At 69.0% G+C, this 10,544-nt stretch carries 9 protein-coding genes and 1 riboswitch; of the genes, 6 read left to right on the top strand and 3 right to left on the bottom strand.

Annotated elements, in window-relative coordinates; genetic code table 11:
- The first annotated feature begins 124 nt into the window (after window positions 1–124).
- The 4 genes from ftsR to ABTZ94_RS32910 all read left to right on the top strand — a co-directional run bounded on the left by ftsR (window position 125) and on the right by ABTZ94_RS32910 (window position 3,639).
- Window positions 125–808, top strand: coding sequence for a transcriptional regulator FtsR (gene ftsR / locus ABTZ94_RS32925; protein WP_351206365.1), 684 nt, complete (start codon window positions 125–127; stop codon window positions 806–808).
- Between the two features lie 53 nt (window positions 809–861).
- Window positions 862–1,335, top strand: a complete 474-nt coding sequence (locus tag ABTZ94_RS32920) for a bifunctional nuclease family protein (protein WP_006123076.1) — start codon at window positions 862–864, stop codon at window positions 1,333–1,335.
- A 168-nt stretch (window positions 1,336–1,503) separates the two neighbouring features.
- Window positions 1,504–2,121, top strand: coding sequence for a MerR family transcriptional regulator (locus tag ABTZ94_RS32915; RefSeq protein WP_351206363.1), 618 nt, complete (start codon window positions 1,504–1,506; stop codon window positions 2,119–2,121).
- 57 nt (window positions 2,122–2,178) lie between these two features.
- Entirely contained in the window at window positions 2,179–3,639 is a 1,461-nt protein-coding gene (locus tag ABTZ94_RS32910; protein ID WP_351206361.1) for a DNA polymerase IV, read from the top strand.
- Here the strand turns inward: ABTZ94_RS32910 and ABTZ94_RS32905 are convergent.
- Window positions 3,564–3,932: a PRC-barrel domain-containing protein gene (locus ABTZ94_RS32905; RefSeq protein WP_351206359.1), complete on the bottom strand. Its 369-nt coding sequence runs from the start codon at window positions 3,930–3,932 to the stop codon at window positions 3,564–3,566. The two genes, ABTZ94_RS32910 and ABTZ94_RS32905, sit on opposite strands and share 76 nt — an antisense overlap.
- 113 nt (window positions 3,933–4,045) lie before the next feature.
- A riboswitch (glycine riboswitch) is annotated at window positions 4,046–4,142 on the top strand.
- A 192-nt stretch (window positions 4,143–4,334) separates the two neighbouring features.
- Here ABTZ94_RS32905 and gcvP point away from each other — a divergent pair.
- Window positions 4,335–7,220: an aminomethyl-transferring glycine dehydrogenase gene (gcvP, locus tag ABTZ94_RS32900; protein WP_351206357.1), complete on the top strand. Its 2,886-nt coding sequence runs from the start codon at window positions 4,335–4,337 to the stop codon at window positions 7,218–7,220.
- A gap of 87 nt (window positions 7,221–7,307) precedes the next feature.
- Here gcvP and ABTZ94_RS32895 read toward each other — a convergent pair whose 3' ends face one another.
- Window positions 7,308–7,514 (bottom strand): DUF5999 family protein, encoded by a 207-nt coding sequence (locus ABTZ94_RS32895; RefSeq protein WP_351206355.1) that lies wholly within the window; start codon window positions 7,512–7,514, stop codon window positions 7,308–7,310.
- Window positions 7,515–7,836: 322 nt separating this feature from the next.
- Window positions 7,837–8,433 carry a hypothetical protein gene (locus tag ABTZ94_RS32890; protein ID WP_351206353.1) on the bottom strand — a complete coding sequence of 199 codons (597 nt, stop codon included), beginning with the start codon at window positions 8,431–8,433 and terminating at the stop codon, window positions 7,837–7,839.
- Between the two features lie 484 nt (window positions 8,434–8,917).
- Here ABTZ94_RS32890 and ABTZ94_RS32885 point away from each other — a divergent pair, with 484 nt between their 5' ends.
- Window positions 8,918–10,423, top strand: coding sequence for a glutamate-cysteine ligase family protein (locus ABTZ94_RS32885; protein ID WP_351206352.1), 1,506 nt, complete (start codon window positions 8,918–8,920; stop codon window positions 10,421–10,423).
- The last annotated feature ends 121 nt before the right edge of the window (window positions 10,424–10,544 follow it).

Genomic DNA, 10,544 nt, shown 5'->3' with positions numbered 1-10,544 from the left:
CCGCCCCTCCGGGGGTGTTCCCCTCGCCCCCCCGGGGGTCCACCCCCCCGTCCGGGCCGCCCCCCGCCCCCCCCCCCGGGGGGGGGGGGGGCCCCCCCCCCCCCCCCCCGCCGACGACCGCCCGATGAGCATCGGCACGGTGCTCCTGCAACTGCGGGACGAGTTTCCCGAAGTCACGATCTCCAAGATTCGCTTCCTGGAGGCCGAAGGGCTCGTCGAGCCGCAGCGGACCCCCTCCGGCTATCGCAAGTTCCGTGGGGCCGACGTGGAGCGGCTGGCTCAGGTGCTGCGTATGCAGCGCGACCACTACCTCCCGCTGAAGGTCATCCGGGAGCATCTGGATGCCCTCGCCCGCGGCGAACAGTCCACCCTGCCGTCCGGGGGTGGCCCGCGGGACGTGACCGACGGCGGCTGGGAAGCCGACTCCGGACGGGCGACCGCGGCCCGTATCGGCCGCGCCGAGCTGCTCGCGGCCGCCGAGGTCACAGAGAGTGACCTGGATGAGTGGGAGTCGTACGGCTTGGTCGCTCCCGCCGCCGAGGGCGGTTACGACGCGGAGATGGTCACGGTGGCCAAGCTTGTGGCGGATCTGGGTCGATTCGGTCTGGAACCGCGTCACCTGCGTGCCATTCGGGCGGCCGCGGACCGTGAGGCGGGACTCATCGAGCAGGTGATCGCGCCCCTGCGCCGGCACCGGAATCCGCAGACCAGAGCACATGCGGAGGCCACCGCGAGGGAGCTCGCAGAGTTGTCTGTACGGCTTCATTCGGCGCTTGTGCAGACCGCTCTGCGGGTCCGGCTCCACTGATCACGGCGGTGCCCGACTACCCAAACCTGCCGAGCACGTCCTAGGGTTGCTGTGTGAACGAGCTCGACGTTGTGGGTGTCCGGGTGGAAATGCCCTCCAACCAACCGATCGTGCTCCTGCGTGAAGTGGGAGGCGACCGGTACCTCCCCATTTGGATCGGTCCTGGTGAGGCGACCGCGATCGCCTTCGCCCAGCAGGGCATGGCTCCGGCCAGGCCACTGACCCATGATCTCTTCAAGGATGTGCTCGAGGCCGTCGGCCAGGAGCTCACCGAGGTCCGCATCACGGACCTGCGGGAAGGGGTCTTCTACGCGGAGCTGGTCTTCGCCAGCGGGGTCGAGGTGAGCGCGCGGCCGTCCGACGCCATAGCGCTCGCACTGCGCACCGGAACGCCGATCTACGGCAGTGACGGGGTGCTCGACGATGCCGGTATCGCCATTCCGGACGAGCAGGAGGACGAGGTGGAGAAGTTCCGCGAGTTCCTCGACCAGATCTCACCGGAGGACTTCGGTACCAACAGTCAGTAACCGTTCTGCGGGGTCGCATTCAGCGCATCCGACAAGCCCTTCCCGCTTGAGAGACACGGGAAACCACCCTCAGGGTGATTATCACTCGGCGTGCCGAGTGTGGCGATCGTTGACGCACCCCGAGTGACTGCCTACCTTCGAGTTGGCAGGTCAAGGACGGAGGTCGGCGTGAGAAGCAGCGGCGACGGTACGGCAGTGGGTGGGCCGTATCCGCAGCAGGGGAGTACAGCCGGCCGCACCATCAGGCAACCGGTTGAACCGGCGGCGGTGGCGGGGGGCGGCGTGGCATCGGCCAACGACATCGGCTATCGCGGGCCGACAGCTTGCGCGGCTGCGGGGATCACCTATCGGCAGCTCGACTACTGGGCGCGTACGGGGCTGGTCGAGCCGAGCGTGCGTCCGGCATACGGCTCGGGCACACAGCGGCTCTACAGCTTCCGGGACGTTGTCCTGCTGAAGATCGTGAAGCGCTTCCTGGACACAGGCGTCGCCCTGCAGAACATCCGCACTACGGTCCAGCATCTGCGGGCCCGCGGTTTCCAGGATCTTGAGCGGATGACGCTGATGAGCGACGGGGCGACGGTCTACGAGTGCTCTTCGCCCGACGAAGTCGTCGATCTGCTCCAGGGCGGCCAGGGGGTCTTCGGTATTGCCGTGGGTGTGGTGTGGCAGGACGTCGACGCCGCGCTGTCACAGCTGCACGGTGAGCGGGTGGACACCGGCGAGACACTGGTGGGGAACAACCCCACCGATGAGCTCGCGCGGCGGCGCAACCGCGCAGGCTGACCCGGTCGGCGAATCGCGTGCGGCGATTGTCAGTGCCGTAAGGCAGCATCGATAAATGTGAGAGCCGCGCCCACCATCCTGCATCTGGACATGGATGCCTTCTACGCCTCTGCCGAGCAGGCGGCGAAGCCCAGCCTGCGCGGCAAACCGGTCGTGGTGGGCGGGCTGGGGCCGCGCGGAGTCGTCGCCACCGCGTCGTACGAGGCACGGTGCTTCGGGGTGCACTCGGCGATGCCCACGGCGCAGGCGCGGCGGCTGGCCCCCAACGCGGCTTATCTGGTGCCCCGCTTCCTGCTGTACCGGACAGTCAGCGACCAGGTGATGGAGCTGCTGGGGCGGCTCTCCCCGCTGGTGGAGCCGCTCAGCCTGGACGAGGCATTTGTCGACCTGGAAGCCGGTGGGACGGCCGATGACAGCGCGTCCGCGCGGGAGATCGGTGAGCAGCTGCGTACGGCCATCAAGGCGGTATCCGGACTCACCGGCTCGGTCGGGCTCGCAGGCTCCAAGATGCTGGCCAAGATCGCTTCGGAGGAAGCGAAACCGAACGGGCTGCTGCTCATAGAGCCCGGGACGGAGCGTGAGTTGCTCGCGCCCATGTCGGTACGGATCCTTCCCGGCGTCGGGCCCGCGACGGCGGACCATCTGCGCCGCGCCGGGATGACGACGGTCAATGACCTGGTCGAGGCGGGTGAGGCGGAGCTCGTACGTCTGCTGGGGAAGGCGCACGGCGCCTCGCTCCACCGCATGGCGTTCGGATACGACGACCGGCCCGTGGTCGCGGAGCGCGACGCGAAATCGGTGTCCGTCGAGGACACCTTCGACGCCGACCTGCACGACCGGGTGCGGGTCAGGGCGGAGGTGGAGCGGCTGGCCGACCGGTGTGTTCAGCGGTTGCGGGGCGCCGGGCGGTCCGGGCGGACGGTGGTGCTGAAGGTACGGCGGTACGACTTCTCCACGCTCACGAGGTCCGAGACGCTGCGTGGGCCCACGGACGACACCGCAGTGGTCCGGGAGGCCGCCGCACGGCTCCTGGAGGCCGTGGACACCACCGGCGGCGTACGGCTCCTGGGCGTGGGCGTCACGGGCCTAGCCGACTACACGCAGGAGGACCTCTTCGCCCAGGCCGCCGGTGAACACGCCGCGACCGGGCAAGCGGCCGAGGAGGAGGCAGCTGCGGGGGACGACGGGGACAGGCTGGTGGACAGTGCCCAGGAGGAGGCCCAGGAGACCGCTGAGCAGCTCGCCGCACGCCGCTGGCCCGCCGGGCACGACGTGCGTCATGACACATACGGCCATGGCTGGGTGCAGGGCAGCGGTGTCGGCCGGGTCACGGTGCGGTTCGAGGAGCCCGGGTCGGCGCCCGGCCGGGTGCGCACGTTCCGGATCGACGATCCGGAGCTGCAGCCGGCTGATCCGCTGCCGCTGGTGCGAAACCCGGTGGACTATTCGTCCTGGCCGGCCAGTCTGCCGAAGTCCCTGTTCGGCCCGGGCTCCTCGGGCGGGGAGTCCAGACCGTAGTGACGGTAGAGCTGGAGTTCCTGTTCCGGCGAGAGATGGCGGCCGACGCCGAAGTCGGGTGCGTCCCTGATCAGTGCACGGTCGAAGGGGACACGGAGCGAATCCTCCACGAATTCGCTGGGTTCCAGCGGGACGAACGCGTCCCGGCTGAACAGTCCGGTGCGAACGGCCGCCCACTCGGGCACGCCGGTCGCGTCGTCGAGGTACACCTCGTCCACGGTTCCGATCTTGCTGCCCTTGCGGTCGAACGCCTTGCGGCCGATCAGACGGCGCGGGTCGATGTCGGTCTGCACGGTCCCTCCCACTGGTCGCGGCTACTCCACAAGCACTACAGAAGTGCAGATCCGGGGGGTTGGCCACTCGAGAATTGCGCCGCGAACCCCGCTGGTACGCTGGTTACGGCTGCTGACCCCGTGCGGGAGAGTCCTCCGGAGCGAATCCGAAGGCGCCGAAGGAGCAAATCCTCCCCGGAATCTCTCAGGCCCCCGTACCGCACGGACGAGGTCACTCTGGAAAGCAGGGCGGGTTCCGTGCGGCCGAGTGCCGGTACGGTTCCCTTCCTCACCGACGGTGAAAGCCGGTACGCCTCAGGGCGCGCCGGTGAAGCTCTCAGGTTGAGATGACAGAGGGGGAGGCCGTTCGGGCACCCGCCGTGGTGCCCCTCGCAGGTCGTGACAGACCAGGAGGCCTCCACCATGACCCCCCGCCGCACTCCGCTCTCCCAGCTGGAGCAGGGCATTCCCTTCGAACAGCGCCACATCGGACCCGATGCCGAGGCGCAGGCGAAGATGCTCGCCCAGGTCGGTTACGGCTCGCTCGACGACCTGACCGCGGCCGCGGTGCCCGACGTCATCAAGAGCGCGGAGGCACTCCAGCTGCCGGCCGCCCGTACCGAGGCCGAGGTTCTCGCCGAGCTGCGTGCCCTCGCCGACCGCAACCAGGTGCTGGCCCCGATGATCGGGCTCGGCTACTACGGCACCTTCACCCCGCCGGTGATCCTCCGCAACGTCATGGAGAACCCCGCCTGGTACACGGCCTACACGCCGTACCAGCCGGAGATCTCGCAGGGCCGCCTGGAGGCGCTCCTCAACTTCCAGACCATGGTCGCGGAGCTGACCGGACTGCCCACCTCCGGCGCCTCCCTGCTCGACGAGGGCACCGCGGCCGCCGAGGCCATGGCGCTCTCGCGGCGCGTCGGCAAGGTCAAGAACGGCGTCTTCCTGGTCGACGCCGACGCTCTGCCGCAGACGGTCGCCGTCATCGAGACCCGCGCCGAGCCGACCGGTGTCGAGGTCGTCGTCGCCGACCTCTCCGACGGCATCCCGGCAGAGATCGCCGAGCGCGGTGTCTTCGGTGTTCTGCTGCAGTACCCGGGCGCATCCGGGGCGGTACGGAACATCGAGCCCGTCATCGAGCAGGCCCACGAGCTCGGTGCGATCGTCACGGTCGCCGCCGATCTGCTGGCCCTGACCCTGCTCACCTCACCGGGTGACCTGGGTGCGGATATCGCGGTCGGCACCACGCAGCGTTTCGGTGTGCCGATGGGCTTCGGCGGACCGCACGCCGGCTTCATGGCCGTACGCGAGAAGTTCGCCCGCAGCCTGCCGGGCCGCCTCGTCGGCGTCTCGGTCGACGCGGACGGCAACAAGGCATACCGGTTGGCCCTGCAGACCCGCGAGCAGCACATCCGCCGTGAGAAGGCCACCAGCAACATCTGTACCGCGCAGGTGCTGCTCGCCGTCATGGCCGGGATGTACGCCGTCTACCACGGCCCGGACGGACTGCGGACGATCGCTCAGCGCACCCACCGCTACGCGACAATCCTGGCCGAGGGCCTGCGCGCCTGCGGCATCGACGTCGTGACCGGCACCTACTTCGACACCCTCACCGTGCGCATCCCGGGGAAGGCCGCCGATGTCGTGGCCGACGCCCGCGAGCGCGGTGTCAACCTGCGGCTCGTCGACGCCGACCTGGTCTCCCTCGCCTGCGACGAGACCACCACGCGTACGCAGATCGCCGCCGTCTGGGCCGCTTTCGGCGCCGACGGGGACATCGAGGCGCTGGACGCCGCGGCTGTCGACGCGCTGCCCGAGGGCCTGCTGCGCACCGAAGAGATCCTCACCCACCCGGTCTTCCACCAGCACCGTTCCGAGACCGCGATGCTGCGCTACCTGCGCAAGCTCGCCGACCGGGACTACGCGCTGGACCGCGGCATGATTCCGCTCGGCTCCTGCACCATGAAGCTGAACGCGACCACCGAGATGGAGTCGATCACCTGGCCCGAGTTCGGCGCACTGCACCCCTTCGCGCCGGCCGAGCAGGCGCAGGGCTTCCTCACCCTCATCCGTGAGCTGGAGGAGCGCCTCGCCGAGGTCACCGGGTACGACGCGGTCTCGATCCAGCCGAACGCCGGATCGCAGGGCGAGTTCGCCGGCCTCCTGGCCGTACGTGCGTACCACCGGGCCAACGGCGACGACCAGCGGACCGTCTGCCTCATCCCGTCCTCCGCGCACGGCACCAACGCCGCCAGCGCCGTGATGGCCGGCATGAAGGTCGTAGTGGTGAAGACCGCCGACGACGGCGAGGTCGATATCGAGGACCTCCGCGCCAAGATCGAGAAGCACCGCGACGAACTCGCCGTGCTCATGATCACGTACCCGTCGACGCACGGTGTGTTCGAGGAGCACGTCGCCGACATCTGCGCCGAGGTGCATGACGCCGGCGGTCAGGTGTACGTCGACGGTGCCAACCTCAACGCGCTGGTCGGCCTCGCCAAGCCGGGCCGGTTCGGCGGCGACGTCTCGCACCTGAACCTGCACAAGACCTTCTGCATCCCGCACGGCGGCGGCGGCCCCGGCGTCGGCCCGGTCGGTGTGCGCGCGCACCTCGCGCCGTACCTGCCGAACCACCCGCTGCAGCCCGCGGCGGGCCCGGAGACCGGTGTCGGACCGATCTCGGCCGCTCCGTGGGGCTCGGCCGGCATTCTCCCCATCTCCTGGGCGTACGTACGCCTGATGGGCGGGGAGGGCCTGAAGCGTGCGACGCAGGTCGCCGTACTCGCCGCCAACTACATCGCCAAGCGTCTCGAACCGCACTACCCGATCCTGTACAGCGGCCCGGCCGGGCTCGTCGCGCACGAGTGCATCGTGGACCTGCGGCCGATCTCCAAGGCCACCGGCGTCAGCGTCGACGACATCGCCAAGCGTCTGATCGACTACGGCTTCCACTCGCCGACCATGTCGTTCCCGGTCGCCGGGACGCTGATGATCGAGCCGACCGAGAGCGAGAACCTCGCGGAACTCGACCGCTTCTGCGACACGATGGTCGCCATTCGCGGCGAGGTCGAGAAGGTGGCCTCCGGAGAGTGGAGCGCGGACGACAACCCGCTGACCAACGCTCCGCACACTGCGGCGATGCTGGGCGGGGAGTGGGACCACGGATACAGCCGTGAGGTGGCGGTCTTCCCGGCCGGAGTCTCGGCCGCCGACAAGTACTGGCCGCCGGTGCGCCGGATCGACGGTGCCTTCGGTGACCGCAACCTCGTCTGCTCCTGCCCGCCGCTGGACGCGTACGACAACTGAGGCATGAGCGGTAGGGCATGACGCAGACATGCGTCGGGGCCGGTGCGGAGAGTTCTCCGGGCCGGCCCCAGTTCGTACCGGCCGGGGTCAGGCGGCCTTCATCACCCGGCCGGTCCCCAGGGGCCGGTGCGGGGCGATGATCTGCCCGTCCGGGAGCAGCTCACCGGTGTCCTCGAAGTGCAGGACGCCGTTGCACAGCAGGCTCCAGCCCTGTTCCGGGTGGTGTGCCGTCAGGCGGGCGGCTTCCCGGTCGGCTGAGTCGGCGGTCGGGCATGGTGGCTGGTGCTGGCACATGGATGGGTTCTTTCGCTGCGTTGTGGTGAATGTCCTGCGGCTTGATGAGGTGTTCATGGCCGCCCCCCCGTATCGATCGGTCCGGTCCCAGTGTTGCCCCACGGGCGTCAATCCGCAGGGATTTCGCAGCAGCACTTCTCCCTACTCCGAGGACGCGTCACCCGGCCGGACGGTTCACCGCAACTGCACTGTCCTTTCGGGTGGTTCGGGGTGGCCGGACCGGGCTAGTCCAGATGGGCGGGATGTGCGCCCCGCAGCACTGTGCCCCACCACCGGGGGACGGTGGTGGGGCACAGTGCGACGATGTGGGGTGCGGCCGTTGTCAGGCCGGTGATCCGAGCAAGGGATGACCGGTGCCCGGGGTGATACGCAGCGTCATCACGCGGAGCAGATCGGCGACCCGATGCGGGTGATGCGCCGCGATGCCCGGAGGTGCGGGTGCCAGTGGTACCAGGAGATCGGCGGGGGCGAGTGCCCCGCCGGAGGCGTCGGCCTCGGTGTCGGCGTGCAGCCACAGCGCCAGCATGTAGAGCTCCGGAATGGACAGCAGCCGTGGCTGGTAGTGCGGTGTCACCGTCTCGGTTTGGCGCAGGGCGAGTTCGGTCGAGGCGATATACGGGCCCTCGAAGAAGTGCGAGAAGGTCCAGCCGTCCGGAGTGAGCATGGTGTCCGCCGCGGCGACGGCCTGCTCCGAGCTGCGGATGAGGAACCGCCACGCGGCAAGCCGGGTGGCGGGTGCGAGCCCGCTCGGACCGATCCGGTCCAGCACATGGACGGGAAGCGGAAGTTCGGGGCTCAGTGGTCCCTGGGCGGCTCGGAGAGCGGGTGTACGGGCCTCGCGGACTGCGGTGGGTGAACCGAGTGCCGCGAGAACGCTGCGCAGAGCGGGCGCGGGAGCAGGGGGAACATGCAGCGGCATAGTGGGTCGCCTCTCACTTCGGAGACACGGTGGTGCGTGGGCGGGTGCAGACGGCGCTGTCGGCATGCGGGGCCAGAGGAGGCCGGTGACTGGGCCGGTGCGTCAACTCTCTGCCTCGTCCGCGAAGTTTATACGACACGTGTTCACACAGTGATTCCACTAGCCGTCGCAGGTATTGCCGACAAGGCGGTATCAGGACTTTATTATGCGGAGATTCTGCTGATTCTTCGTCAGCGGCGCAGCCACCGCCAGGGATTTTTCCCTGGGCGCGGTCGGCCGAAACGCATCGGCGTTTTCGCCATGCACGCGGTGGTGGAAAATGCGCACTGCGTCATGCCGAGGGAATGTGCCTCGGACGGCCGCCCTCAGATTAGTGGGTGCGCGGTGTTCGTGGGGGCGTTATGGATCACCCGGCCTGGGCATTATCGATCGTGACGCGAGCGGTCTGGGCCGCGGGCCGCCCACTCGAGGGAGGGACGCTTCGATGGGGGAGAAGGTCGTGGCGGGCGCCTTTGATCTGTCCGATCGGCAGAGGTACCGGAGGAAGCTCCATCAGTGCCTGGAGGGGCTGGAGCGGCTCCTGGAGGAGCGGAGGTTCGACCGCCCCCGCAACCTCATGGGCATGGAGATCGAGCTGAATCTGGCAGGCTCCGACGGCATGCCGAAGATGATGAATGGGGAGGTGCTCCCGCGCATCGCGAGCCGTGATTTCCAGACCGAACTCGGGATGTTCAATTTGGAGGTGAACATAGTCCCGCACCACCTGGAAGGACGCGTTTTCGATCAGCTGGCCGAAGAGCTCAGGACCGGCCTCGGATATGCCCATCGGAAGGCGGGCGAGGTCGATGCCGGGATCATGATGATCGGAATTCTGCCCACCCTGGGCCGTCAGGACCTCGTTGCGGCGAACCTCTCGGCTGCGGAACGCTACACACTGCTGAACAATCAAATGGTGTCTGCGCGGGGCGAGGATTTCTCCCTCGATATCCAAGGCGTGGAGCGATTGGTCTCCACCGCCTCCTCGATCACCCCCGAGGCCGCCTGCACATCGGTTCAGCTGCATCTGCAGGTGACACCGGCGCGCTTCGCGGCCGTATGGAACGCGGCCCAGGCCGTCGCCGGGGTCCAGATCGCCCTCGGCGCCAACTCGCCTTTCCTGTTCGGCAGGGAGCTGTGGCGGGAATCGCGGCCGCCGCTCTTCCAGCAGGCCACGGACACCAGACCGCCCGAACTGCAGAACCAAGGGGTACGGCCCAGGACCTGGTTCGGTGAGCAGTGGGTCGGTTCGGCGTACGAGCTCTTCGAGGAGAATCTGCGCTACTTCCCCCCGCTGCTGCCGATCTGTGATGAGGAGGACCCGCTGCGGGTGCTCGACGAGAGCGGGGTGCCGCGGCTGCAGGAGCTCGTGCTCCACAACGGTACGGTCTACCGCTGGAACCGGCCCGTGTACGGGCTGGCCGACGGCGTACCTCATCTGCGGGTGGAGAACCGGGTCCTGCCCGCCGGCCCCACCGTCACCGATGTGATCGCCAATGCCGCCCTCTACTACGGGCTCGTGCGGGCGCTGGCCGAGGAATCCCGGCCGGTGTGGACCAGGCTCCCGTTCGCAGCAGCGGCCGAGAACTTCGACACCGCCTGCCGCCACGGCATCGACGCAGAGCTGATCTGGCCCCGTCCCGGCCGTTCGGGCGGGCTGACCCGGGTGCCGGCGGTCAAGCTCGTACGGGACGAACTGCTGCCGCTGGCCGCTGCGGGGCTCGACGCCTGGAACATCGAGCCCGCGGACCGCGACCGCTACCTCGGGATCATCGAGGAACGCTGCAAGCGGCGGGTGAACGGAGCGTCCTGGCAGGTGGACACCTACCACCGGGCACGGGAGGCCGGACTCGAACGGCATGCGGCACTGGCCGCGACCACCCGCAGGTACGCCGAACTGATGCACAGCGGCGAGCCCGTGCACAGCTGGCCGACGGGTGTCCCCGCGCCGTGACCCGTCGTGGCGGGCGCCGACAACCGCTGCCGTTCCCGACTGTGCTGAGCGCTGCTCCTGGGCGGCGTGGTTGCTCTGCCCGGCGGTCATGCCCTCTTCGCGGTCGGCCTCGGGTGCGACC

Source organism: Streptomyces sp. NPDC002785 (assembly GCF_040295565.1).
GTDB lineage: Bacteria > Actinomycetota > Actinomycetes > Streptomycetales > Streptomycetaceae > Streptomyces.
Note: the sequence above shows the minus strand (reverse complement) of the source record. Positions and strands in the feature narration are given on the sequence as shown.